Annotated in this window: 23 protein-coding genes; 10 read left to right on the plus strand and 13 right to left on the minus strand. The window is 71.1% G+C overall.

Annotated features, from left to right (window positions below):
• Positions 1-20 precede the first annotated feature (20 nt).
• The 4 genes from EP757_RS06330 to EP757_RS06345 are packed head-to-tail and all read right to left on the minus strand — an operon-like array spanning position 21 to position 3,925.
• The gene (locus EP757_RS06330; protein ID WP_127543262.1) at positions 21-1,667 is read right to left on the minus strand and encodes an alpha-amylase family protein; all 1,647 of its coding nucleotides are present in this window, start codon (positions 1,665-1,667) and stop codon (positions 21-23) included.
• Positions 1,660-2,658 (minus strand): hypothetical protein, encoded by a 999-nt coding sequence (locus tag EP757_RS06335; protein ID WP_127543263.1) that lies wholly within the window; start codon positions 2,656-2,658, stop codon positions 1,660-1,662. The genes EP757_RS06330 and EP757_RS06335 overlap by 8 nt, the downstream gene beginning before the upstream one ends.
• Positions 2,655-3,581, minus strand: a complete 927-nt coding sequence (locus EP757_RS06340) for a hypothetical protein (protein ID WP_127543264.1) — start codon at positions 3,579-3,581, stop codon at positions 2,655-2,657. Before EP757_RS06340 ends, EP757_RS06335 begins: the two co-directional genes overlap by 4 nt.
• On the minus strand, positions 3,578-3,925 hold the full coding sequence (locus tag EP757_RS06345; RefSeq protein WP_127543265.1) for a PadR family transcriptional regulator: 348 nt from the start codon (positions 3,923-3,925) through the stop codon (positions 3,578-3,580). Before EP757_RS06345 ends, EP757_RS06340 begins: the two co-directional genes overlap by 4 nt.
• 96 nt (positions 3,926-4,021) lie before the next feature.
• Here EP757_RS06345 and EP757_RS06350 point away from each other — a divergent pair, with 96 nt between their 5' ends.
• Complete coding sequence (locus EP757_RS06350; protein ID WP_127554108.1) at positions 4,022-4,687, plus strand: DedA family protein; 666 nt, start codon at positions 4,022-4,024, stop codon at positions 4,685-4,687.
• A gap of 3 nt (positions 4,688-4,690) precedes the next feature.
• Here the strand turns inward: EP757_RS06350 and EP757_RS06355 are convergent, their stop codons facing one another.
• The 3 genes from EP757_RS06355 to EP757_RS06365 are packed head-to-tail and all read right to left on the minus strand — an operon-like array spanning position 4,691 to position 8,583.
• Positions 4,691-5,890: a glycosyl hydrolase family 18 protein gene (locus EP757_RS06355; RefSeq protein ID WP_127543266.1), complete on the minus strand. Its 1,200-nt coding sequence runs from the start codon at positions 5,888-5,890 to the stop codon at positions 4,691-4,693.
• Positions 5,891-5,907: 17 nt separating this feature from the next.
• Positions 5,908-7,167 (minus strand): chitinase, encoded by a 1,260-nt coding sequence (locus EP757_RS06360; protein WP_127543267.1) that lies wholly within the window; start codon positions 7,165-7,167, stop codon positions 5,908-5,910.
• Between the two features lie 48 nt (positions 7,168-7,215).
• Entirely contained in the window at positions 7,216-8,583 is a 1,368-nt protein-coding gene (locus EP757_RS06365; RefSeq protein ID WP_127543268.1) for a carbohydrate-binding protein, read from the minus strand.
• Between the two features lie 121 nt (positions 8,584-8,704).
• Between EP757_RS06365 and EP757_RS06370 the strand changes: the two genes are divergently transcribed.
• Both EP757_RS06370 and EP757_RS06375 read left to right on the plus strand, forming a co-directional pair.
• Positions 8,705-9,871: a glutamate--cysteine ligase gene (locus tag EP757_RS06370; protein ID WP_127543269.1), complete on the plus strand. Its 1,167-nt coding sequence runs from the start codon at positions 8,705-8,707 to the stop codon at positions 9,869-9,871.
• 282 nt (positions 9,872-10,153) lie between these two features.
• A complete protein-coding gene (locus EP757_RS06375; protein WP_305032372.1) occupies positions 10,154-11,620 on the plus strand; it encodes a polysaccharide deacetylase family protein in 1,467 nt (488 codons plus the stop codon).
• Positions 11,621-11,876: 256 nt separating this feature from the next.
• Here EP757_RS06375 and EP757_RS06380 read toward each other — a convergent pair whose 3' ends face one another.
• The gene (locus EP757_RS06380; RefSeq protein WP_127543270.1) at positions 11,877-12,725 is read right to left on the minus strand and encodes an Fpg/Nei family DNA glycosylase; all 849 of its coding nucleotides are present in this window, start codon (positions 12,723-12,725) and stop codon (positions 11,877-11,879) included.
• A 150-nt stretch (positions 12,726-12,875) separates the two neighbouring features.
• On the opposite strand from EP757_RS06380, the gene EP757_RS06385 reads away from it, so the two are divergent.
• The 4 genes from EP757_RS06385 (at position 12,876) to rocD (ending at position 16,657) form a co-directional block, all read left to right on the plus strand.
• Positions 12,876-13,499 (plus strand): ATP-dependent Clp protease proteolytic subunit, encoded by a 624-nt coding sequence (locus tag EP757_RS06385; RefSeq protein WP_370457776.1) that lies wholly within the window; start codon positions 12,876-12,878, stop codon positions 13,497-13,499.
• 116 nt (positions 13,500-13,615) lie between these two features.
• A complete protein-coding gene (locus EP757_RS06390) occupies positions 13,616-14,377 on the plus strand; it encodes a Yip1 family protein (RefSeq protein ID WP_127543272.1) in 762 nt (253 codons plus the stop codon).
• A gap of 262 nt (positions 14,378-14,639) precedes the next feature.
• Positions 14,640-15,446, plus strand: a complete 807-nt coding sequence (ddaH, locus tag EP757_RS06395; RefSeq protein ID WP_127543273.1) for a dimethylargininase — start codon at positions 14,640-14,642, stop codon at positions 15,444-15,446.
• Entirely contained in the window at positions 15,443-16,657 is a 1,215-nt protein-coding gene (gene rocD, locus EP757_RS06400; protein ID WP_127543274.1) for an ornithine--oxo-acid transaminase, read from the plus strand. Before ddaH ends, rocD begins: the two co-directional genes overlap by 4 nt.
• Positions 16,658-16,664: 7 nt before the next feature.
• On the opposite strand, the gene EP757_RS06405 is transcribed toward rocD, so the two are convergent.
• Positions 16,665-17,822, minus strand: a complete 1,158-nt coding sequence (locus EP757_RS06405; RefSeq protein ID WP_127543275.1) for an FHA domain-containing protein — start codon at positions 17,820-17,822, stop codon at positions 16,665-16,667.
• 187 nt (positions 17,823-18,009) lie between these two features.
• On the opposite strand from EP757_RS06405, the gene EP757_RS06410 reads away from it, so the two are divergent.
• Positions 18,010-18,810 carry a lipoprotein gene (locus tag EP757_RS06410; RefSeq protein ID WP_127543276.1) on the plus strand — a complete coding sequence of 267 codons (801 nt, stop codon included), beginning with the start codon at positions 18,010-18,012 and terminating at the stop codon, positions 18,808-18,810.
• Positions 18,811-18,814: 4 nt separating this feature from the next.
• On the opposite strand, the gene EP757_RS06415 is transcribed toward EP757_RS06410, so the two are convergent.
• Together EP757_RS06415 and EP757_RS06420 are read right to left on the minus strand one after the other, a co-directional pair.
• Complete coding sequence (locus tag EP757_RS06415) at positions 18,815-19,831, minus strand: 1-acyl-sn-glycerol-3-phosphate acyltransferase (protein WP_127543277.1); 1,017 nt, start codon at positions 19,829-19,831, stop codon at positions 18,815-18,817.
• Complete coding sequence (locus EP757_RS06420; RefSeq protein ID WP_127543278.1) at positions 19,831-20,676, minus strand: patatin-like phospholipase family protein; 846 nt, start codon at positions 20,674-20,676, stop codon at positions 19,831-19,833. Before EP757_RS06420 ends, EP757_RS06415 begins: the two co-directional genes overlap by 1 nt.
• A gap of 47 nt (positions 20,677-20,723) precedes the next feature.
• Between EP757_RS06420 and EP757_RS06425 the strand changes: the two genes are divergently transcribed.
• Together EP757_RS06425 and EP757_RS06430 are read left to right on the plus strand one after the other, a co-directional pair.
• Positions 20,724-21,107: a MerR family transcriptional regulator gene (locus EP757_RS06425; protein ID WP_127543279.1), complete on the plus strand. Its 384-nt coding sequence runs from the start codon at positions 20,724-20,726 to the stop codon at positions 21,105-21,107.
• Complete coding sequence (locus tag EP757_RS06430) at positions 21,086-21,433, plus strand: co-chaperone YbbN (RefSeq protein WP_127543280.1); 348 nt, start codon at positions 21,086-21,088, stop codon at positions 21,431-21,433. Before EP757_RS06425 ends, EP757_RS06430 begins: the two co-directional genes overlap by 22 nt.
• A 24-nt stretch (positions 21,434-21,457) precedes the next feature.
• Here EP757_RS06430 and EP757_RS06435 read toward each other — a convergent pair whose 3' ends face one another.
• Both EP757_RS06435 and EP757_RS06440 read right to left on the minus strand, forming a co-directional pair.
• Positions 21,458-21,673 carry a hypothetical protein gene (locus EP757_RS06435; RefSeq protein WP_127543281.1) on the minus strand — a complete coding sequence of 72 codons (216 nt, stop codon included), beginning with the start codon at positions 21,671-21,673 and terminating at the stop codon, positions 21,458-21,460.
• A 26-nt stretch (positions 21,674-21,699) separates the two neighbouring features.
• Positions 21,700-24,849, minus strand: coding sequence for a cyclic nucleotide-binding protein (locus EP757_RS06440; RefSeq protein ID WP_127543282.1), 3,150 nt, complete (start codon positions 24,847-24,849; stop codon positions 21,700-21,702).
• Positions 24,850-24,943 lie beyond the last annotated feature (94 nt).

Genomic DNA, 24,943 nt, shown 5'->3' on the forward strand with positions numbered 1-24,943 from the left:
TGCGGCGACTCTAGCGTTGCTCAGGCCGTCCTGCGCAGCCGGATCCACCGGTACCCATGACCCTCGACCCGGATCGCGTCCAGCTTGCCGGGTTCGGGGTATTCCTGGTCGGCCAGCACGTCGTTCGGGAACTCCGCCTCACCCGCCAGGCTGCTCAGATCGACCACGCCGGCCTCGGTCCCGAGGTTGTGCACGAACAGCATCGTGCCGGTGTGGTCGTCGGCGCGGTGCACCAGCACGCCGCGGGGTGCGGGGACGTCGACGTGCGAGCACGTGCCGCAGCCGACCTCCGGCGCCTCCCGCAGGGTCCGGATCATCCGCTCGAACCAGGAGAGCAGCGACGTGGTGTCGTGGCGCTGCGCCGTCACGTTGACGGTCTCGTAGCCGAACTCGCCTCCGGTGATCACCGGCCGGCCCAGCAGTTTGGGATCGGCGGTGGTGAACCCGCCGTTCGGCAGCTGCGACCACTGCATCGGCGTCCGGATCGCGTCGCGCCCGTCGAGCGACAGGTCGTCGCCCATGCCGATCTCCTCGCCGTACCGCAGCACCGGCGTCCCCCGCAGGCTGAACTGCAGCGCGTACGCCAGCTCCAGCCATCGGCGGTCGTTGCCCAGCATGGGGGCCAGCCGCCGCCGGATGCCCCGGCCGTAGAGCTGCATGTTCTCGTCCGGCCCGAACCGCGCGAAGACGTCCTTCCGCTGGTCGGCGGTGAGCCGGGACAGGTCGATCTCGTCGTGGTTACGCAGGAACGTGGCCCACTGCCCACCCTCCGGCAGCTTCGGCGTGTCGCGCAGCGCGTCGATGATCGGCTCCGGGTCCTCCCGGGCCAGGCCGAGCACCAGCCTGGCGTTGAGCATGAAGTCGAACAGCATGTGGATCCGGTTGCCCGAGCCGCCGTCGTCGCCGAAGAACTTGACCAGCTGGTCCGGCTCCACATTGGCCTCGGCCAGCAGGACCGCGTCACCCTTGCGCCACTGGACGTGCTGCCGCAGCTCGGTGAGGAACGCCAGGTCCTTCGGGGCGTCCGAGTTGCCCGGCTCGGTCTCCTCGATGATGAACGGCACCGCGTCCATCCGGAAACCGGCCACCCCGAGCTGCAGCCAGAACGAGCAGATCTTCTTGATCTCCTCGCGGACCGCCGGGTTCTTGATGTTCAGGTCCGGCTGGAACTTGTAGAACCGGTGGTAGTACCAGAGTTTCGCGGTCCGGTCGTAGGTCCAGGTCTCGGCCTGCTCGCCGGGGAAGACCATGCCCTGGTTGCGGTCGGCGGGAGCGGTCTCGCTCCAGACATACCAATCCCGGTACGGCGAGTCGGCCGACTTGCGAGCCGACTGGAACCACGGGTGCTTGTCCGAGGTGTGGTTCACCACCAGGTCGATGATGACTTTGATGCCGCGGTTGCCCGCCTCGTGCAGCAGTTCGGCGAAGTCGCCGAGGTTGCCGAACCGCGGATCGACGTTGTAGAAGTCCGTCACGTCATAGCCGTCGTCCTGCCCGGGCGACGGATGAATCGGGTTCAGCCAGAGGCAGTTGATCCCGAGCCGTGCCAGGTAGTCCAGGCGGCCGATCAGCCCCCGGATGTCACCGCACCCATCGCCGTCAGCGTCGGCGAAGGAGTCGATGTCGAGACAGTAGACGACCGCTTTCTCGTACCACCGGTCACTCATGGCCCTCTTCCTTTGCCTCACCTCCGGCCCGCGAAACGCTCCACAGCCGGAGAACGGCGAGCCCAGCGGCGAAGGCGATCATCGGAGCCGCGAGCACCACGAACATCTGCGCGACCAGGGTGCTGCCACCGTCCACCGTGGTCAGCAGGTGCGAACGCTGTGCCAGCTCCCAGGTGATCGGGCCGGCGAACGCCGGGACCAGCAGCACCACGGCCCGGCCCCGCACCCCCGGTGGCGCCGCGAGCACCGCCGAGGCGATCAGCAGGAAGAGGACCAGCTCGAAGATCCGCACGGGCCAGCCGTAGCCGGCCTCGAAGACGGCAGCGGCGAGCAACTCCACGGTCAGCACGGCGCCGCCGGCGACCAGGACGACGCCCACGCCACGGCGGCCGAGCACCGCGGGCAGCGGGCGGCCGTGCCGGGCCAGCACCAGGGCGGCGACCGCGACCCCGGTCGTCACCACCGACCAGGAGAGCCGGATCGACGACTGCACCGGGGTAGAGGGAAGCCACCACAGGACCGCTCCCAGCTCCACCACCGCAGCCGGCACGACCAGCCACGACGCCGTCCTGCGCAGGCCGGCCAGCGCGGCCGCGGCGACCGCCGCCCAGAGGGCGAACCGCAGCGACACGTCGAGCAGCAGCAGGCCGCGGATGCCGAACATCTCCATCGGGTCGCTCCCGAGAAGGTGCACCCGCAGCCCGCCGAGAAGCCGCCGTCCGGCGACCGCGGCCATCATCACCGCCACGACGAGACCGGCCACCGCTGCCGCGTCACGCCGGCCGCCGTCCCGCACACCCCGCCAGGAACCGCCGGTGCGCGCCAGCAGGCCGGCCCGCAGCAGGTCCACCACCTCGGCCGGGGACGGGAGGCGCCGGCCCGGCGCCGATCCGGTCATCAGCACAGCGATCATCTCCTCCTCGTAGACCGCCCGATGCCCGGCCGGATAGACCCGCAGCAGCCGGCGGTAGCAGCCCTCCAGCGTGCTCATGCGGCACGCTCGAAGCGGCTGGTCAGGACGGCCACGACCAGGAACGCGGCCACCGGCACGAGAACCAGCGCCGCCCACTGGAAGCCGCCGATCAGCCTGGTCGCCTCCGGGTGGTACGAGTTGAACTCCATGAAGGCGTCGAATCCGCTCCGCACCAGTGGCACCGTGACCAGCACCGGGGCTGCCCAGGCCGCCAGCCAGCGGCGCACTACGGGCTCCTGCCGCACCACCGCGAGCAGCACCAGGGCACCGGCCGCGAGCAGCAGCACGAGGGCGCCGCTGAACGTCACCCAGCCGACGCGGCCGAGCACCAGCGCCTGGGATAACGCGATCGGCTCCACTGCGGACACCGCGCCCAGGGAGACCAGGACTCCGCCCGCGGCGACCACCGGGATCAGGCCGCGCGTCCCGCCGCGATGCCGGGCCGCGATGAGGCCGGCCGCCAGCACCACGGCGGCGGTCATGATGATCCAGTAGGCGTTGAGGACCATGGCGGGCGTATCGAGGTAGAACCGGGAGGGCGCGGCGATCTCCCCGGCCATCCCGGCCGCCGCGCCCACGAGGCCGAGCAGTCGCCACCCTCGCGACGCCGCCAGGACCACCGCGGCCCAGCCGGCCACCCGCAGCAGGTCGAGGGGGTCGACGGCGGCGAGCCGCTCGGGCACGAACGGCACCACCCGGCGCAGGGCCATCGCGAGCAGCAGCACCGCGCCGAAGAGCTGGGTGACCGCGGCGGCCCGCCGCAGACCGGACGGCACCGGCAGACGACTCAATCGCACCAGCAGCGCGGCCCGGACCAGGTCGAACACCTGCGCCGGGCCGGGTCGCCCCTCGGCGGCCAGCACGGCGAGCATCTCTTCTTCGTACTCCCTGCGGAAATCGCCCGGGTAGAGCTTGGGCAGACCCCGGTGGACGGCGCTCACGCGGTCGCTCCCCCGAGGTCGGTGCGGCGGCCGCGCAGCCGGCGGTCGGCGATGGCGGCCTGCTCGCGCAGGCGGCCGGTCTCGGCGGCGAGGGCCCGCTCGCCTGCTGCGGCGAGCCGGTAGTAGCGCCGGAGCCGGGACTGCACGATCTCTTCCCGGTCGACCTCGATCAGGCCCTCGGCGCGCAACCGGTCGAGGGCCGCGTAGAGCGTGCCGGCGCGCAGCCGGACCCGGCCCCCGGTCATCGCGGACACGTCCTCGATCACGGCATAACCGTGCCGGGGCTCCTCGGCCAGGGCGGTGAGCACGAGGAACGTCGGCTCGCGCATCGGTGTCTCGCTCATGGCCAGCAGCATATACCGATGAACGGTATATACGGCAAGCGATTCGTACGCTGGATGCCGGGTACCAGTGACAACCTGACTTCAGGAGGGCTCTTCATGGCCGAAGGCGATCTCGCAAACCTCGGTGGGCTGACCGGCTGGGTCGCTTCGGTGATCGAGTCGGCCGGTGAGGTGGGCGTCGGCCTGCTGGTCGCGCTGGAGAACCTCATCCCGCCGATTCCGAGCGAGATCGTCCTGTCGATGGCCGGTTACCTGGCCAGCGAGGGACGCGTCAACCTGGTCCTGGTCTGGGTCGCCGCTACGGTCGGCGCGCTGGTCGGCGCCCTGCTGCTCTACTGGCTCGGCCGTGGTCTCGGCGAGGAGCGCCTGCGTCACTGGCTCGACAAGGTTCCCCTGGTCGACCTCGACGACCTGAACAAGGCGGACCGCTGGTTCGAGAAGCACGAGCGCGCGGCGGTGCTCCTCGGCCGGTGTGCTCCGGTCGTACGAAGCCTGGTCTCGATCCCGGCGGGCGCCAACAAGATGCCGGTGGGCCAGTTCGCGCTCTTCACCGCGATCGGCAGCGGCCTCTGGAACGCGCTGTTCATCGGCGGCGGCTACGCGCTCGGCAACCGCTGGCAGGACCTGGAGAAGTACAGCCACTGGTTCGACTACGCGATCTGGGCGTTCTTCGCGATCGCGATCGGCTCCTGGGTGGTCAAGAAGGTCCGCAAACGCCGGCGCGCGGCCGCCCGCAAGGACGACCGCGCACCGATCAGCTGATCTTTAGAAACCCGCGCTCACCTTGGTGAACGCCCAGTCCGCCTGGGCGATGCCGGAGCAGTTCGAGACCACGCCGCCACCGGCGCAGCCACGGTCCCGGTTGACCGCCCAGAAGGCGAACCGGGCCAGGTTGTTGGTCCGCGCGTAGTCCCGGATCCGGGTCCAGGTCTCCACCGACGTCACTTCCTGCTGGTCGGAGAGGCCGTTCATGCCGGAGATGCCGATCCGGGAGTACGCCTGGGCGTCGGTGTACCCGAACGTCGTCTTCAGCACGTTCTTCAGGCCCTCGGTGGCGCCGACGGTGCTGGCGTACATGTCCGCGCCGCCGCTGAAGTCGAACGGCATCTGGGTGAAGATGTCGATGTTCGCGCCGAGCGCCTTGGCCTGCTGGATCAGCCGGGTGCCGTAGTAGTTCGGCCCGGTCGTCGAGGTGCCGAAGGTGAGGATCGTCTTCACCGAGGGGTTCTTCTGCTTGACGATCTTCAGCGCGTTCAGGATCCGGTCCTGCACGACGGTGTTCTCGAACTCGTCGGTGTTCTCGATGTCGACGTCGATGGCTTTCAGAGCGAAAGCGTCGATCACCTTCTGGTACGCCGCGGCGAGCGCTTCGGCGGTCGCGCAGTTCGGGCCGAGTTTGTTGCCGCTCCACCCGCCGATCGACGGGACCACGTCGGCGCCGGCCGCCCGGATCGCCGCGATGGTGCTGGCGTGCACGCCTCCGGTCAGGCCGGACTCGCCGTCCCACACCGGGTTGCACCCGTTGCTCGCCAGCACGAACGCCATCGTGAACGCCTTGATGCCGGTCGCGTTGACGACGGTGGCCGGCGCCGGCGGGTTGCCCCAGCCCGGGTAGATGTACGGCGCCGCGGCCATCTTGGTGCCGGTGGCCGGAGGCGGCGTGGTCGGGCCGGTGGTGGGCGGCGTGGTCGTCGGCGGCGTGGTCGTGCCGCCGCAGACGCCGTTGTCGATCCAGACGTCCCATTGGGCGCTGTGCGTGGCCGGCGACTCGTTCTGCGTCCACCACTTCGCGGTGTAGTTGTGGCCGTTCTGCGAAGCGCTGTTGTCCTTGACGTAGACGGCGCTCGCACTCCAGGCAGGCGCGCACGCGACGGCCGCGTTCGAGCTGGTCATGGGGAGGACCGCGGCGGCCGTCGAGGCTGTCGCGACCGCCGCGATGAGGGCGATCTTCCTGCTGAGTTTCACGGGGGACTCCAGGGGATTCAGGGGAGGGTGGCGAGGTGCGGGTCGACGGTGTTCGCCCAGCTGTTGCCGTTCGTGACGTCCCAGTTGATGGACCAGGTCATCGCGCCACGGATGCCGGGGTAGGTGGCCGGCGGCTTGAAGGTGCCGCAGTTGGTCCCGCGAGCCAGGCAGTCGAGCGCGGCGTTCACGACGGACGGCGCGACGTAACCGCCACCGGCCGCGCGGGTGCTCGCCGGCAGGCCGAGCGCGATCTGGTCCGGGCGCAGGCCGTTCTGCAGAGGGATGCAGGCGAGGGCGGTGAGGAAGTTGACGCTGCCCTGGCCGTACGCGGCGTTGTTGTCACAGCCGAGCATCGCGCCGGAGTTGTAGTACTGGGTGAAGACGACGGTCAGGATGTCCTTGATGTCGAGCGCCAGCTTGAAGTACGACGACTGCGCGTTCTGCATGTCGATGGTCTGCGGCGCCATCGTGATGATCAGGTTGCTGCCGGCCTTGGCGCGCAGCGACCGCAGCGCGCTCGCCATGTAGGTCGGGTTGAGCCCGTTCTCCAGGTCGATGTCGACGCCGTCGAACCCGTAGTTCTGGATCAGCGCGTAGACCGAGTCGGCGAACGCGGTGGCGGCCGTCGCGCTGTTCACCGCGACGGTGCCCTTCTCACCGCCGACCGAGATGATCACCTTCTTGCCACGCGCGTGCAGCGCGGCGATGTCCGCCTTGAACTGCGCGTCGGTGTAACCGCCGACCGCCGCGGCCAGGCCCGGGTCGAGGTTGAAGGTGACCGCGCCGGCCGTCGCGGTGGCGTCCGCGAACGCGACGGCGATCAGGTCGTAGGTGTCCGGGACGGCGGCGAGCTTGAGCGGCGCGGCGCCGTTGTCGAAGTTCTGCCAGTAGCCGGTGAGGAAGTGCTTCGGCAGCTGACCGGTGATCGGGGGTTGCGACGTGGAGGGCGACGTCGAGGGGGATGCCGACGGCGAGGACGACGGGGAGACGGAAGGCGAGGGCGACGGGCCGCTTCCACAGACTCCGTTGTCGGTCCAGACCGCCCACTGGGTGCTGTTGGTGGCCGGCGACTCGTTCTGCGTCCACCACTTGGCGGTGTAGTTGTGGCCGTTCTGGGAGGCCACGTTGCCTCCGACGTACACGGCGGTGGAGCTCCACGCGGCCGCGCAGGCCGTCGCGGCCTGCGCGGATCCCGCGAAGTACGTCGCCGCGCCCCCGGCGACGAGCGCCGTGACCGTTGCGAGGATTACCGATCTGTAGCGCTTCGCCAGAGTCATGCGTCAATGTTTAGGACTGTTAACAGTAAAAGTAAAGGATGAAAATATTTACCTGCGGAACTGGATCCAGTTGACGTTGGCGAAGTCGGCGGGCTGCCCGCTGCTGAAGGTCAGGTACACGGTGTGCCGGCCGGTCACGTTGGCGACGTTGCCCGGGATCGACTGCCAGTTCTGCCAGCCACCGGTGCTGCCGAACGCGAAGCTGCCGATCGGCGCGCTGCTCCGGCTGTCCAGCCGCACCTCGATGAGACCACTCACGCCGCTGCCCGCGCCGGACGCGACCCGGGCCACGAAGTCCCTCACCCCGCCGGTCCCGAAGTCCACGTTGTCGAACTGGAGCCAATCGCCGTTCGCGATCCAGCCGACGTCCTGTCCGCCCTCGGAACACGTCTCCACCTGCACACCCGCGGACGCGTTGTAGGACTCGGCCTCGATCCTCGAATAGGCGTCCCTCCCGGTGCCACCGGTCGAGGTCGGCGACGGCGACGGCGTCGATCCGCCGGACGACTGCCAGACCGCCACGTAGTCGACGAGCATCGGCACGCCGGACTGCGTCTGCGCGGTCGGGCCGCCGCCGAAGGCCGCCGGGAAACCGCCGCCGATCGCCACGTTGAGGATCACGAACATCCCGTGGTGGGTCGCGTTGTTCCAGGTGGTCGCGTCGACGGCGGTCGAGTTGAGGGTGAAGTAGTTGACGCCGTCGAGGTACCACCGCATCTGCTCGGGCGAGGTGCTGCGGTCGTACTCCACGGCGTAGGTGTGGAAGCTCGACAGGCAGCCGTTGCAGGCACGCTCGCCACTGGTCAGGCCGGTGGTCTCGTTGCACGGGCCGCCCGGGTTGGTGCCGCAGTGCAGGGCAGCGAAGACACTGGACCGCCCGTTGATGTTCTCCATGATGTCCCACTCGCCGATGCCCGGCCAGTTCGTGGCGCCGACCGGGCGGGCCGCGTCACCGAGGGCCCAGAACGCCGGCCAGTAACCGGCGGCCGCGGCCCCGGTCACGTTCGGTTGCTGGATGCGGGCCTCGATCCGCACCCGGCCGCCCGCCGGGGCGGCGAAGTCGGTCCGCTGCGTCTCGACCCGGCCCGAGGTCCAGTTGCCGGCCGAGTCCCGGATCGGCTTGATCGCCAGGTTGCCGCTGCCGTCCTGGTAGACGTTCGCCGTCGAGTCGGTCATCCGCTCGATCTCGCCGGTGCCCCAGTTCGAGGCGCCGCCGGGATAGCCGTAGCCGGTGGAGTAGAGCCAGTTCGAGCGGTTGAGTCCGGTGCCGGCCGCGCCGGTGAAGTCGTCGCTGAACACCAGCGACATGCCGGAGGGCGCCGGGGGGACGGCGGCCTCCGCGCTGGAGACGATCGTGATGGAGGCGGCCACCGCCAGGGCGGCCGCTGCTGCGGCGAGGAGCCGGGGAGCTCGCATGAGACACGCGCCTTCCGCGAAGGGGGATGTGTGAGAGCGCTCTCACGAGAGTTTCACGCTTGTTACATCGACTGTCAACGACGTCTGTTTCCGCCGAGATCCGCTCGGGTATTCGACGGCCATGGACGCCGTCACCGAGGGAACGGTCCTCCCCGCGGACATCGCCGCCGAGGCCGACCGGAACGACCTGCACACCCTCGGCATCGAGGAGGAATACCTGCTCGTCGACGCCGTCGAGCCGCGCGCCGTGGAAGCGGTCGAGGAAGTCTTCGCCGAGCTGCCCGACGAACTGCGGGACGGGGTTCAGCACGAGTACTACCGCAGCCAGATCGAGGTCGCCAGTCCGCCCCGGCTCGACCTCGCCGACCTGCGGGAAGCGATGTCCCGGCTGCGCGGCACCGTCGCCTCGGCAGCCGAGCGGGCCGGCGCCCGGCTGATCGCGGTCGGCACCGGCCCGGCCGCCGGCCCGAATCTGCGGATCGTGGACACCCCTCGGTACCACCGGATGCGCGAGCGCTTCGGCGACCTCTCCCCCGGCCAGGGCATGTGCGGCACCCACGTGCACGTGAGCATCCCGGACCCGGAGACCGGCGTGCAGGTGCTCAACCACCTGCGCCCCTGGCTGCCGGTTCTGCAGGCGGCCGCCGCGAACTCGCCGATCTTCGCCGGGCGCGACACCGGCTACGCCAGCTGGCGCTCGATGATGTGGGAGCGGTGGCCCACCGTCGGCCCCACGCCGTACCTGCTGTCGCACGAGCACTACCTGACGCTCATCGCCGACCTCGAAGCGAGCGGCGCGATGCTCGACGAGGGGATGCTCTACTGGTACGCCCGGCTCTCCGCGAACTACCCCACCGTCGAGATCCGGCTCGGTGACGTCACCCCGACCCTCGACGACGCCATGCTGCTCACCGCGCTGGCCCGGGGCCTGGTCGCCACCCTGCTGCGCGAGGTGCGCGACGGCATCGAGGCGCCGGACGTGCCGCACCCGCTGCTGATGGCCGCCCACTGGCGGGCCGCGCACGACGGCCTGGAAGGCCTCAACATCGACATGGCCACGCGCGAGCCCCGTCCGGCGTGGCGCCTGCTTCGTCAGCTCTTCGATTACGTACGCCCGGAGCTCGAGCGGCACGGCGATCTGGAAACCGTGACCGTCCTGCTGGAACGGCTCCGGGAGGGCGGCACCGGGGCGGCGCGGCAGCGCGCGATGCTGGCCCGGGGCGCGTCCGTGGCGGACGTCGTCGACGAGTTGGCCCGGCTGACCCGAGGGGAAATATCGGACCGATAAGGATCACACTCACATCCGCACGGATATTGCTTAGCGTAATCACATAGGGTGACCAGCAAAAATCACCGTGCGTGCCGACGAGATGACCGATTCGGTATCGCGTTCGATCATGCCAACCGGTAGTCATGACGGATGCTTCCGCACAACCCTCGTCCATCAGCGCCGGCTTCCGGTGTGGACGGCGCCAGGGTCGGGCGGCACCGCAGGCGTGACGCGTCTGCCGATAACGACCCCGCGGCCCCCGCCGGCACAGGGTCGCGTGCCCTGATCCTCGGCGCCGAGATGTTCGCCGCCGACGCCGGCACCCGGTCGGCGCGGCACCGCGCGGCCACGGCCGGTTCGTCGTACAAGGCATCGGGCTCGTCCCGGGCCGCAACCCCCGCACCCGGCTCGCGCTCCGCCCGGCACTCCTCCAACGCCTCGCGCCCGGTGTGGGAGCGGCCTCTCGCCGGCGCCTCCGCCGCGGCCCGCTCCCTTGCGTCCCGGTCCGCCGTGACCGGATCCGCTGTGGCGCGTTCCCTCTCGTCCCGATCCGCCGTGACCGGATCCGCTGTCGCGCGATCTGCTGTGGCCCAGTCCGCTCCGGTTCGGCCGAACGCGGCCCGGCATCGCGCTCCTCAGTCGCCGGTCTCGGTCGACGGCTGGGTGAAGGCCGCCCGCAACCGGCCGCAGATGCTGCTCGGCGCCCTGGTCGTCGCCGGTGTGCTGCTCACCGCGCTGCCGACGATCCCGCAGCAGGACGGCGCGACGACCAGCGTCATGAACGTCGCCGCCCAGGCCGTCTCCCGCGCGACGAACGCGAAGCCGGCACCCGCTGAGACGCAGGTGGCCGCGCCGATCGCGACGAGTCGGCCGGAGCCGGCGCCGACCAGCCAGTCACCCTCCGCGGCGGCCACCCCGAGCAAGCCGGTCACCGAGGCGCGCCCCGCCGGGCTGGCCGTGCCGAAGGGTGACGGCCCGGCGAACTCGCTGCGCACCACCGGCTCCCGAACGGTGATGCTCAGCTTCGACGACGGCCCCGACCCGAACGAGACCCCCAAGATCCTGGCGATCCTGGCGAAGCACGACGTCAAGGCCGTGTTCTGCCTGGTCGGCGCGCAGGCGACGAAGTACCCCGACCTGGTCAAGCAGATCAGCGCCGCGGGTCACGTGCTCTGCAACCACACGTGGAACCACGACCTGAAGATCGGCAAGAAGAAGCCGGCGCAGATCCTCGAGGACCTGGCGAAGACGAACGCCGCGATCCGGGCCGCGGTTCCGGGCGCACGCATCCCGTACTTCCGGGCGCCGGGCGGGAACTTCACCGACCGGCTGGTGCGCGTGGCGTACACCGGCGGCGGCATGACCTCGCTGTACTGGGAAGTCGACCCGCGTGACTGGGAGCACCCGGCCGGGGAGACCGACGCCCAGCACGTGAAACGGGTCGTCGCCTCAGTCAAGAAGGAGACGCGACCGGGATCGATCATCCTGTCGCACGACTTCAACCAGCCGTCGACCACTAAGGCGTACGAGCAGTTGATGCCCTGGCTCGTCAGCAACTTCTCACTGGGCATTCCCGGTCAGGAGACGACGCCGGCTACTACCGCTCCGACGCCTGCGCCGAGCACGTCGACGCCAGCCGGCGCCACTCCGTCGCCGTCCGTCTCGTCGCCCGCCCCGTCCGGGTCCCCGGCTCCCACGACGCCGGCCACTGACGAGGGCGCCGCCGCGGCGAACGCCACCCCGTCAGCCACACCCGCCGTCCCCTGACGAGCGGTCGCCCGCACACGCTGCGGACGGCCGCTCAGTCCGGCTCACTCGGACGGACCGTTCACGCACGCGCCGTCGTCGCGGCCGGCACACCGATCGCCGCCGCTCAGGCCGCCGCTCTGGGAGGGCTGCTCACACCGGCTCCCCCACCGCGCCGCTCACACCGGTCCGCTCAGGCAGGTCCGAACGCGGGCCGACCAGTACGCGCAGGTCAAGCCGGGCGGGTTCGAGTGCGGGGCGGCCGGTGCGGGGCTGGTCACGCCGGGCGGGTCCGGGGGCGGGTCGGTGGGTGGGTGGTCGCGGGCTGGCAGGTGGGGCACCAGTAGAGGTTGCGGCCGGCGAGTGGGCCCCGGGCCACCTCGGTGCCGCAGACCAGGCAGGGCTGGCCGGGACGGCGGTAGACGTACACCTCGCCGCCGTGCCGGTCCACGCGCGGCGCCCGCCGCATCGCCTCCGGGGTGTGCTCGGTGTGCACGGTGTCGATCCGGCCGCGGGCCACGCCCTCCTTCATGAGCGCCCGCAGGTCGTCCCAGATCGCCGTCCAGCGCGCCGGGTCGATCGCGGTGCCCGGCGTCTCCGGCGAGAGGCCGGCCCGGAACAGCACCTCGTTGGCGTAGATGAGGCCGCATCCCGCCACGATGGACTGATCCAGCAGCAGCGCGAAGAGCGGCTTCGTGCTGCTCCGCACCTTCCGGTACGCCCGGGACGGGTCGGCGTCGTCGCGCAGCGGATCGGCGCCGAGTCGGGCCTTCAGAACATCGACGGCGCCCGGGTCGAGCACCTCGCAGGCGGTCGGCCCACGCAGCTCCAACCAGTGATCAGAACCGGTCATGAGCATCCGGACCTGGCCGACCGGCTCGGGCGCCCGGCCGTCGCCGTCGGCGAACTTGCCGTAGAGCCCGAGGTGCACATGGACGGTCCGGCCGTCGGCGTAGTGGTGCAGCAGATGCTTGCCGACCGCCTCGGTGTCCCGCAGCACCTGGCCGTCGACCAGAGCCGCGCCGGCCGCGAACCGGCCCTGTGGGCTGCTCACCCGGACCGGTGAGCCGGCGAAGAGCTCACGGTGGCGCGTGGCAAGGCGATGAATGGTATGTCCCTCCGGCACGCGTCCAAAGTTATCCACCGCCGGTCACCGAACTGATTCGGCGTGATCAGTGCCACTGCGGGACGGTTTCTGCCCAGAGCGGATTCGCCCTGAGGGGAATCACTGGGCTATCACGCCACGCCTGGGAGAAGGTGTGAAACGTAAACAGCGATGCGAGAGGGTTGGCTCATGAGCATTGACACGACCATGCGTGGCGGCGGCGCGTCCTTCGACGACCAGGTGTTCGAGCGGCTGCTCCGCGAGCGGATCATCTTCCTCGGCAGCGAGGTCAACGACGAGGTGACCAACCGGATCTGCGCGCAGATGCTGCTGCTCGCGTCCGAGGACTCGGAGCGCGACATCACGCTGTACATCAACTCGCCCGGCGGCTCGATCAGCGCCGGCATGGCGGTGTACGACACCATGCAGTACATCAAGAACGACGTCGCGACCGTGGCGATGGGCATGGCGGCCTCGATGGGCCAGTTCCTGCTCTGCGCCGGCACCCCCGGCAAGCGGTACGCACTGCCGCACGCCCGGGTGATGATGCACCAGCTGTCCGGCGGCATCGGCGGCACCGCCGCGGACATCGCCATCCAGGCGGAGAGCATGCTGCACATCAAGCAGGTCATGAACGAGCGGATCGCCTTCCACACCGGGCACACCCCGGAGGAGATCGAGCGCGACTCGGACCGTGACCGCTGGTTCACCGCGCAGCAGGCGAAGGACTACGGCCTCGTCGACCACGTGATCACCACGACCGCCGACGTGCACACCGCCGCCCCGATCGGCTGACGTTCGAGCAGTTCGAAGGGCACGTGGAGTGACTTCCACGTGCCCTTCGTGTCGTTTCCGGGTCAAGGGGGTATAGAGCTCCGTCATCACTGATAGATACATTCGGAGGTGCTGACGTGAGGATTCCTTCCTTCTCCCGCCAGTCCTCGGCCGATAGCACGGTCGAGGACCGGCCCACCGCGACCACCCCGCCTGCCACGCAGCGTGACGACCAGCAGGTCGACGACCGCCTGCCGCGCCGGACCCCGGTCGCGCCGCGCACGAACGCCGCCCCGCCGCAGACGAACCCGGTCGCGCCGCGCACGGGCTCTGCCGCGCCGCGGTCGAGCACGGTGACGCCGCCGCGGGACGAGACGACGACCATGATCCCGGCGACCCGCACCTCCGGGGATGCCACCACCGCCACGATCCCGGCCACCCGTACCGATCACCGCACCGAGGCCCAGCGCGCCGCGGCGGTGACCGAGGACCGCCGCACCCCGGTGGAGAACAGGCCGGTGGAGAACAGGCCGGTGGAGAGCAAGCCGGTGGAGAGCAGGCCGGTTCCGGACCGCAAGCCGCGCGCCAGCCTCGCGGCCACCACCGGTCTGATCCTCGGTGTCGCCGGCGCGCTGCTCGTGCTCTCCGGTCCGCTGATGGGCTACGGCATGGGCGTGGCCGCCCTCGGCCTGATCTTCTCGGTCGTCGGCTTCTTCGCGACCCGCAAGCGGCACATCGCCGGCAAGACCGACGCGCTGATCGGCCTGCTGCTCTCGATCGCCGCGATCGTCGTCGGCATCCTCGCGCTGACCGGTTCGCTCTACTGGCTCGGCACCGACATGCAGCCGGTGAACGATCTCCGGCAGTGGCTCGACGCACAGTTTGAGACCCGATTCTGACGGGTATCTGACATTCATCGCCGGTGATGCACCGGTGATTGCTCCTCGGAACCGGGACGGTGTTGAGCCGAACCCGCCCCGAAATGCCTCCGGCGGTTCGCCGGAGAACCTCGCAGGGCGCTGCAGGGCTGGCGGTTCGCCGGCTCCGCAGCGCCCTGCGCAATGTTTCACCGCAGTCCCACGGGATGACGCAACGATTCGCCGCCGCACGCATGGTTGATCCAGGGTGATCGTCGGTCGATCACGCATAGCGTCTTCTTCCATGACGTCCCACGCCATGCCGCGCCGATACCTCATGTGCCGGCCCACCCACTTCGCCGTGACCTACCGGATCAACCCGTGGATGGACCCGGCGGCGCCGTACGACAACGCGCTGGCCGTCAGCCAATGGGAGACCCTGCGGCAGACCTTCCTCGACCTCGGCCACACCGTCGAGCTCATCGACCCGCTGCCCGGCCTGCCCGACATGGTCTTCGCCGCGAACGGCGGCACCGTCGTCGACGGCCGGGTCCTGGGGGTCCAGTTCCGGGACGCCGAGCGGGCCGATGAGGCCCCGGCGTACGCGTCCTGGTTCCGTGGCCGCGGCTTCGAGGTGCGCGAGCCGAAGCACACGAACGAGGGCGAGGGTGACATCCTGCTCGCCGGTGACGTGCTTCTCGCCGGCACCGGTTTCCGCACGGCCCACGCCTCGCACGCGGAGACCCAGGAGTTCCTGCGCCGGCCGGTGATCACGCTGCAGTTGGTCGACCCGGCGTACTACCACCTGGACACCGCGCTCTGCGTGCTGGACGAGACGAACATCGCGTACCTGCCGCAGGCGTTCTCGCCGGGTTCGCAATCGGTGCTCCGGCAGCTCTACCCGAATGCGATCATCGCAACGCCGGAGGACGCGGCGGTGCTCGGCCTCAACGCGGTCAGCGACGGCCGCAACGTCATTCTCCCGGTGCAGGCCGCGTCGTTGAACAGGGCGCTGACCGAAGCCGGTTATCAGACCATCGGGGTCGACCTGTCCGAGCTGCGCAAAGCCGGCGGTGGCCCGAAGTGCTGCACGCTGGAGGTGCGCTCGTGACGACTGTCGAATTCCGTACGCCGGAAGCGCTGGCCGAGGCCGAGCGCTGGACCGCGCACAACTACCACCCGCTGCCGGTCGTGGTCGCCGAGGCCGAGGGCGCCTGGGTGACCGACGTCGACGGCCGCCGCTACCTCGACTTCCTCGCCGGGTACTCGGCCCTGAACTTCGGGCACCGGCACCCCGGCCTGATCGCGGCGGCGCACGCTCAGCTGGACCGGGTCACGCTGACCAGCCGCGCGTTCGTGCACGACCAGTTCGCCGCGTTCTGCAAGGGTCTGGCCGAGCTCTGCGGCAAGGACCTGGTGCTGCCGATGAACACCGGCGCCGAGGCCGTCGAGACCGCGATCAAGGTGGCCCGCAAGTGGGGTTACCGGGTCAAGGGCGTGGCTGACGAGCGTGCCGAGATCATCGTGGCGGCGAACAACTTCCACGGCCGGACCACGACGATCGTCAGCTTCTCCACCGATCCGGAGGCGCGGGCGGACTTCGGCCCGTACACCCCCGGTTTCGTGGTCGTCCCCTTCGGCGACCTGGCGGCGGTCCGCAACGCGATCACACCGAACACGGTCGCCGTGCTGATGGAGCCGATCCAGGGCGAGGCGGGCGTTCTGGTGCCGGAGGCCGGGTTCTTCGCCGGCCTGCGCGAGGTCTGCACCGAGCAGAACGTGCTGCTGATCGCCGACGAGATCCAGTCCGGCCTGGGCCGCACCGGCCGCACGTTCGCGATCGAGCACGAGGGCGTCGTCCCGGACATGTACGTGCTGGGCAAGGCTCTCGGCGGCGGCATCGTGCCGGTCTCCGCGGTGGCCGCCGACTCCTCGGTGCTCGGCGTGCTGCGGCCCGGCGAGCACGGCTCGACCTTCGGCGGGAACCCGCTGGCCTGCGCGGTCGGCGCCGAGGTGGTCCGGCTGCTCGCGACCGGCGAGTTCCAGGAGCGCTCCGAGCGGCTCGGCGCGCGGCTGCACGCGGGCCTGGAGGCGCTGATCGGCAAGGGCGTCGTGGCGGTCCGCGGGCGTGGTCTCTGGGCCGGCGTCGACATCGACCCGCTGCTGATGACCGGGCGGCAGGCCTGCGAGCGCCTCGCCGAGCGGGGTGTCCTGGCGAAGGACACCCACGGCTCGACGATCCGGCTGGCCCCGCCGCTGGTGGTCACCGAGGCGGACCTGGATCACGCCCTGGCACAGCTGGAAGCGATCCTGAAGGGATAGGCGACGGTCAGTTCCGGCCCACGGGCCGGAACGCCATCGTCGGCGCCTCGCCCATCACCGACTCGGGCTGCATCACACCGCCGGTCGACCACATCTTCGACCGGCCCAGGTGCACCCCGGCGTAGAGCTCCACCACGTCCTCCGGCCCGAGCACCCGGGTCTGGTCCCGCTTCAGGGTGAGCCGCTGGTCGTCGTCGGTGGTGCCGCCCGGCCGGATGCCCGAGCCGTTCATGCTGATGTCGGCGACCGTCACCTCGCCGTTGCGCAGCGAGAGCTGCACGTGGCCCCGGCTGATCCACTTCCGGGCGTCCTCGGTGAGCCACTGGCCGAGCATGACCCCGGACCCGCCCTCGGGCGCCCGGCCGATCACGACCGGGTTGTCCTCGGCGACCACGAAACGCTGCCGGATCACGCCGTCGATGCGGACCGAGAAGACCTCGGTGGCCGGCCGCGACCCGGCGTCCCGGAGCCGCTCGCCGTGCCGCGGGCAGGTCGGCGCGCCGGACCGCAGGGCCGGCGGAGGCTGCGAGACCGGGCTCGTGAACGTCCGCATGTCGGAGAAGAAGCTGTCCGACTCGCCGGCGCCGCCGGTGCTGTAGCTGGTGCAGTTCGGCGCCGGGCAGCTCCAGACCCGGGCCAGCAGCCGCTCGCCGAGCGGCGACCGCGGCACCGGAGGCGCCACCTCGCCCCGGCCCACCCGCGGCACCAGCACGGGCCCGCCCTGGTTCGACACGAGAGCGAGCAGGCGACCGGGGTCGGTCACCCACGGGCGGCGGTCCCGGAAGCGGTCCTCCCGGTCCCGGGTGAGCACCGGCAGGCCGAGCATCTCGGCCACTTCCAGCACCCGGTCGTCGAGCTGCGGAACAACCTCGATCTTGCCGTCGTCGGCCCAGCGGCGGACGACCATGCGCTCGTTCGAGGTGAGATCGGTGTCCGAGATGAGGCCGCGAGGCGCCACCGCATAGACGGGCACGTTCTCCTCGGCGACGTACCGGCCGAGCGCGTCGACCAGCAGACCGAGTCGGACCAGGCTGGCCGGGCGGCCACCGTCGAGGTCCGCGTAGCGGACGACCTCGGACAGATCAACCACGGCCCGGGCGAGTGCCGGGTCGGTGGTGAGCCGGACCTCGATGGCGTCGAGGACCTTGCTGACCTCGAATCTCACGAGTCCTCCCCAGGGATTGCGCGTACCGGCCCATCATGCCCGCCACATGATCCGCCGAGAAATCCGGGCGTCCGCGAGGCCGGACTTGTCCGTTTGTTTCGTCACCCCATCGGGCATGAACGTCATCGACAGACGTCATACGGCTCCATCCAGCTCCATACGGCTCTACGCAGCAGGAGACAGACAAATGCGAAGGATCGCGATTTGTGCGGCTACGGCTGCCGTCGCCCTGACGGGCTGTTCCACGACAGGCGCCGGGGACGCCGCCTCGCCCGGGTCGTCCACTTCGGCGAGCGTGGAGGCCGCGCCGAGCGTCACCTCGACCGCCGACCCGGCCGCCACGGCCGCCCTCGGCAAGGCGACCGCCGCGCTCGGCACCAGCAGCTACACGATGACGGTCACGGCCGGCACCGGCTTCAACCTGACCGCGCTGCTCGACCCGCCGGGCGGCAAGGGCACCGCGGAACTGACCGCGAGCGGCCCGAACACCGAGATCACCGTGAAGTCCCTGCTGATCGGCGAGGACCTCTGGGCGCAGATCCCGGGCATCACCAAGGACGGCACCTGGACCCACCTGGACATGAGCCGGCTGCCGGAGGGCGCGAACGTCGGCCTGCGCCCCGGCCGGATCGACCCGGTGGACACCGCGAATCTGCTCGCCTCCACCACCGACGTCCAGTCGAGCGGCGGCAACACGTACTCCGGCACCGTCGACCTGACCAAGGCCGCCGGGATCGCCGGCCTGGACCGGGTCACCATCGACGGGTACGGCTCGGCCGCCCAGCGCGTGCCGTTCACCGTCGCCCTCGACAAGCAGGGCCGGCTCGCCACGCTGACGCTGACCCCGCCGGCCGTGAACGGGACGGCGATCGCCCCGATCGAGGCGCGGTACACCGATTACGGCCGGGCCGTCGCCGCCGAGAAGCCCCAGGACGCCACCGTGGTCGAGGCGCCGGACGACGTCTACAAGGCTCTGGGCGGTCAGTGAGCCGTCAGTAGTCGGGCGGGCGGTTCTCCTCGACCCACGTGTCGATCCGCGCCCACCAGTCGTAGAGCCAGTCGATCCGCTCCTGCTCGCCGACCGGCACCTCTTCGGGCGGCACGCTCCAGAACCGCATGACCAGCCGCTTGTCCATCGGCAGCTCGCGCCAGACGTCGGACACCGTGATCATCCGGTCCAGGCCGGTGTGCGCCACGAAGATCACCCCGGCGTCCGGCGCGGCGTCGATCGCGGCGAGCAGGCCGCCCGGCTTCGGCGGGAGGAGATTACGCAGGTGCTCGGCGCGCTCGGCCATCTCGTCGAGCCCGCTGGCCCGGAGCCGGGCGATCGCCTTCACCTTGCGGCGCGGGGTGAAGTTGCCGCCCTCCGGGAAGATCACGAAGGCGTCGTTGTCGTCGAGGCCGGTGGCCAGCGCGCCGATCTGCTCCTCCAGCGTCGCCGTGCCGGTGCGGCCCGGCGAGATGAACCGGTTGGGCAGGCGGTTGAGCAGCACGTCGACGGCCGGATCCCACTGCAGGGCCGCCTTCAGCACGATCCGCGGTTCCCGGGCGAACCAGTTGACCAGCGCGTGGATCAGCGTGAACGAGTCGCCGGGCCCGGCGTGCCGGCTCACCACGATCTCCGGGCGGCCGGGGATCGCGGTGTCCGGGTCGGTTCCGACCACGTCGATCGCCAGGTGCAGCGACCACCGGGCGAACCAGAACAAAGCCTGCAGGAACACTCCTGAGAGGACATAGTGGGCACGCTGGAAGGCGGAGCTGCGGATCTTCCAACCGAACCCCGATACGAGCCACATCGCGCTGAGCGCGATGATCGCCGCCGCGTCCCAGACGATGTAGACGATCAGCAGGAAGACGAGCCGGGGCACCCGCAGCCGACCGGGCACGAACGGCGACACCGCGAGAGCCAGCAGCAACCAGAGCGGCAGCGTGGTGAGCAACGTCACCGCGAGAACCACCACGAGCGGGGCGAGCACCACACGGCGCACCCAGATCGGCGGCAACCCCATCACTGCCCCGGCAGCGGGTTCACGTTCGCCGCCAGATAGCGGCGGGACGCGGTGTAGGCGCGGCTGATCCGCCGGCCGACCGAGGCCATGTCCCGATAGGCCCACGGGGAGTCGTCGCGGGCCTCGCCACCACCACTCGGCAGAACGTGCACCCGTACATCATCGGGCAGTGCGGCAAGCTCGCGGGCGAACCGATGCCGGCGGGCGATCTCGAACGCCACCTGTGCCACCTCCCAGGGCCGTTTCGGCACGCTGAGCTGGCGCTCCACCCGGCCGACCTGCAACACGAAGATCAGTTTCGCGCCGACCCGGACCGCCTCGCCGATCGGGATCGAGTTCACGATGCCACCGTCCACATAGTGCTCGCCATCGATCTCCGCGGGTGGCAGCAGGCCGGGCACGGCCGAGGAGGCGAGCACCGCGTCGACCAGCGGGCCGCTGTCGAACCAGTGTTCGGCGGCGCGTTCGATGCTCGCCGCACAGCAGCGGAACGGGATCTTCAGGTCGCCGAACGTGGTCCCCTCGCCGAGCTCGCTCTCCAGCAGCCGGCGCAGCGGCCGCGGCGAGTGCAGGTGGGTGCGGGCCGCGAACCGGCGCATCTGCCGGCCGAGCGAATCGCCGTAGACGGCAGCGGCCTCCGGCGACGTCCAGAGCCGCAGCAGCCGGTCGGTCACCGCCTCGGACGGGTCGGCGGCGACCAGAGCGCCGTTCACCGCCCCGATCGACGTGCCGACCACCACGTCCGGCCGGAATCCGGCGCGGAACAGCGCCCGCAGCATCCCGACCTCGACGGCGCCGAGCACCCCACCGCCACCGAGTACGAACGCCACCGAGTTGTCGACCATGACACCATCTTGCCTTGACGCCGATGTGAAGGCCTACCGTCACGAACATGCTGATCGGAGAGCTCGCCGAGAGGGCCGGCACCAGCCCGCGCACGCTGCGCTACTACGAGGAGCACGGGCTCGTCCGGCCGAGCCGCGACGCGAACGGCTACCGGCAGTACGACGACGCCGAACTCCGCGTGGTCCACGAGATCCGGGCGCTGCTCGCCGACGGTTTCGGCGTCGACGACATCAAGCCGTTCGTCGACTGCCTGCGCGCCGGCAACAGCGCGGGCCACGTCTGCCCGGACGCCGTCGCGGTGCTGCGCCGCCGGTTGGCCGAAGTGGACGGGTACCTCGCGCAGCTCACCGACGTACGGCGGCGACTCCACGATCAGCTCGGCCAAGCGATCGAACACCGGGAGATCCGATGCCTGATGAATCCCTGCTGACCGTCACCGACGCCACCTTCGCCGACCTGGTCCTCGCCTCACCGGTCCCGGTGATCGTCGACTTCTGGGCCGAGTGGTGCCCGCCGTGCGGCCCGATGACCCGCGTCCTGGCCGAACTGGCGGCGGAACTCGGCGACGAGGTCCGCATCGTCACCCTCGACGTGGACGCGAACCCGGTCACCACCCGCGACCACCGCGTCCACTCGATGCCCACGCTGCTCTTCTTCACCGGCGGCGTCCTCACGAACACGCTGGTCGGCGCCCGCCCCAAATCCCAGCTGCGCAAGGCCATCACCGCGGCGACGAGGCCCTACTCGAACGCTTAGATCATTTTCCGTACGAGAAAGAAATCAATCCAATTCCGGCATGGCCACCGGCTGTGGGCGCGGGCGGCACGTTCCGCATTGGACGGCGTCCTCCACCACCAGCGCCTCGGCGCGGTCGCGGGTGAAGGAGCGGCTGATCTCCAGGAGGTAGGGGCCGAAGCGGGCGTGGTCGGCGCAGACGCCACGGCCGCAGAAACGGCAGGTGGCGCGGGCGCCCTCGGCACAGAACCAGCAGAGCATCGCGGCCTCGCTTCCTCCAGGACGGGTCAACCGGCGGACGTGTCGGTGGTGGGCTCCGGTTCCTCCGTCTCGGTCGGTTCCTCGGAGGGCGGATCGGTGGGGTCGTCCGTCGTCGGGTCGTCGGTCGGCTCGGTGGTCGTCGGATCCGTGGTCGGCGTCGTCGTCACCGTGCGGCTCGGCGTCGGCCGGCTGGTCGGCGTCGTGACCGTCGGGAGGGTGGGCGGACGCGGCCTGGTCGTCGTCGGCTCCGGATCGGCCGTCTCGGTCGTCGTCGTCCCGGTCGGCTCGAACGTCTCGGCCGGCGTGGTGGAGGCCGACGACTCCGACGGCGACGGCGAGATCGACTCGACCGGGAACGTGCCCTCCTCGGTCGGCTCCTCGCTCGGACCTGCCGACGGCGGCTCGACCACCTCGCCGTCGCCGCAGCTCAGATCTCCGCCGGTGGCCGGGCTCGCGGTTCCGCCCGCGGTCACGGTCCCCTTCGCCGTGGTCACGCTGATCGGGTCCACGGCGAACCAGGACTCCCCCGCGTTCGTCACGTCACCCTGGGTGCGCGTGACGGTCAGGAGCAGAGGACGGTACGCCCCACTCGCACTGGCGGTGTCCGCCAGCACCCGCCCGCCACCCAGCGCCAGGCGGGCCGACGGCGCCGGCTCCCGGCCGGTGGTGACCTCGCTGGCGGTCAGCTCGGTCGACGAACCGCCGCAGAGCACCATGGTGGCGCCGCCCGGGAACGTCAGCAGCGCCTGCGACGAGTCCGGAATCCTGATCTCCGAGCCGGCCGCCAGGTAGCGGTGCTCCTCCGCCGACAGCGCCGACCCGGCCGCGACGGCGGTGCCCTTCTTCACGGTGAGCAGCACGTTCCCGGACGGCATCTCGGCCCAGGCCGGGCCGGTCTGCAGGTTCAGGCCCACGCTGACCAGGACGACCACGAGCAGGGCGGCGGCGAAGGACCACATCCGGCGCTCGAAGTGAGCGTCCACGTCGTATCCCTCGACGACCTGCGGCGGACCGGGCGGCACGGCGAGGGGCGGGTGGGCGGCGCCGGGGCGTACGGCCACCGGCGCGCTCGGACGCAACGCCGGCATCGGCGCGCCGGGGCCGTGGCCGCCGACGAGGGGCGGCAGGTTCGAGGCGTCCGGGATGATCCAGAGGCGGACCGGGGTGCGGGTCTGCGCCACCGTGCCGGGGCTGCCGTCGCCGACCGGGCCGACCAGGGTGCCGCGGCGCAGCTCGGTGCCGTCCGGCATGGCGATCACGCCGGACTCGACGACCACGGCGTGGGTGGGGCCGGGCAGCATCACCGGCGCGCCCGGTTCGAGGTCGGCCGGGTACGCGGCCCCGATCAGCGCGAGGCACTGATCGTGTTCGAGACCGGCGAGGGCCGGCGTGTCGGCGAAGAGCGCCTCGGCCTCGTCGCGTTCCTGCGCTGACGGCCCGGGCATCGGGCCGACCGCCGTGGCGATCGTCTCCGCCGGGACGGCGAGCAGTGTCGCGCCGGCCGCGGCGTACCAGTCCAGCTGGACCGGGCGGCCGGTCAGCGCGCCGGCCAGAGCGGCCACCGCGCCCGGCCCGGCGTGGTGCCGGATCGTGCCGCCGGGGTCGCCGGGGCGGCGGCCGTGCAGGGCGCCCTCGACGACGACGAGCACGGCGTCCGGGTGGTCGCCGGCGCGGATCAGCAAGCGGCCGGTCGGCGGGCGGCGCCAGCGGGCCCGGGCGGCCAGCTCGTGCAGCGCCGGCTCGGGCAGTCCGCCGAGCTCGGAGGCGTGCAGCGCGGCGAGGCGGCGGGGCAGGTCGGCGTCCCGGTCGCGTTCGGCGGCCCGCTGACGCCAGCGCCGCCAGCTCGCGGCGGCCCGGCCGAGCAGGAAGTAGACGGCCGGGGCGACCAGGCCGAGGACCATCACGATCAGCAGGAGGCGGCCTGCGATGCCGTCGTACCAGAGGCCGATGGCCAGGCCCCGCACCCGATCGGTCCAGAGCCGGTAGCCGAGGCCGGCCGCGACGGCCAGCCAGAGCAGGCCGAGCAGCGCGTAGAGCGCCACGATCCGGCCTTCCCGGTCGAGCGCGGAGAAGCGGTGGCCGCGGCGGCGCAGCCGGCCGGAGAGCCAGGACAGGGCCCGGGCCCGCAGGTCGGGGATCTCCAGCCAGTCCATCAGCAGGTACTGGCCGTCGAGCGGCAGCAGCGGGCTCAGGTTGAAGAAGGTGTGCAGGTAGAAGAGGAACGCCAGCTTGAACGCGACGCCGCCGGTCGCGGGCACGGCGAAGCCGATCACCTGGGCCAGCCCGGCCAGGCCGAGCGCGGCGGCCGGACCGGCGGCGGTGACCGCTATACGGGCGCGGCGGCCGGCCATCCACACGTCGCTCGTGTCGACGAAGACCGACGGGATGCCGAAATAGAGCATCAGGCCGGCGGCCGGGACCTCACGGCCGACCCGCTTCGCAGCGAGGGCGTGACCGAATTCGTGCACGGCGAGAGCGAACACGTTGAGTAGTACGAGAACGACAGCGCCGAGTAGGTACGAATCACCCACCAGAAAGAGTGAACTGCTCCCCCGCTGCCAGGTCGTCGCGAACAGCACCACACCGGCGACCGCGAAGACCACGCCGATCCAGAACGCCACCCGGGTGAAGAGGAACCGCCCGGCACTCCGGTAGACCGCGCCGACCAGGCCGTCGATGTCGGCGGAGAGGATCCGGCGGCCACGGGCGGCCGCGGCGATCCGTTCCGGCAGCGTCTCCCGGCGCATCTCGCGCAGCGGCCGGAAGGCGTCCATCGGGAGCTCTTCCAGCATCCGGTTCGCGGCGAGGTCGGCGACCACCCGGCGGACCTGGTCGGGGGCGAGGCGACCGGCGATCCGGGCGAACTCGGCGACCAGGCGGGCGACCGTGCCGGACCCGTCCATCATCAGGGCGAGCTGGTACTCCTCGGGGCTCAGCCGCAGGTAGGAGCTGCGGCCGCCCTCCTCCGGGGAGCGGAGCATGACGTACCGGCCGCCACGGACCGTGGTCCGGTGCCGGATCTCGATCCCGTCACGCAGCACCGGCCGCGCACTCGACGGGTCGAGCCGGTCGGCGACCGTGTGCCAGAGCCCGGCGTCGGCCGGACCGGACGGGACCCCGGGGGCGCGTCCGGCCAGGGCTTCCCAGACGTTGGTCCGGGTTTCGACGTACGTCAACTCGCAGGGCCTCTCACTCCACAAGAAACGCCCGAGGGCGAATGGAGATTAGGCGGTTCCCTGGTAGAACGCGAGTCCGGTGCGGCAAAAGTTG

This window comes from Actinoplanes sp. OR16 (genome assembly GCF_004001265.1).
Classification (GTDB): Bacteria; Actinomycetota; Actinomycetes; order Mycobacteriales; family Micromonosporaceae; genus Actinoplanes.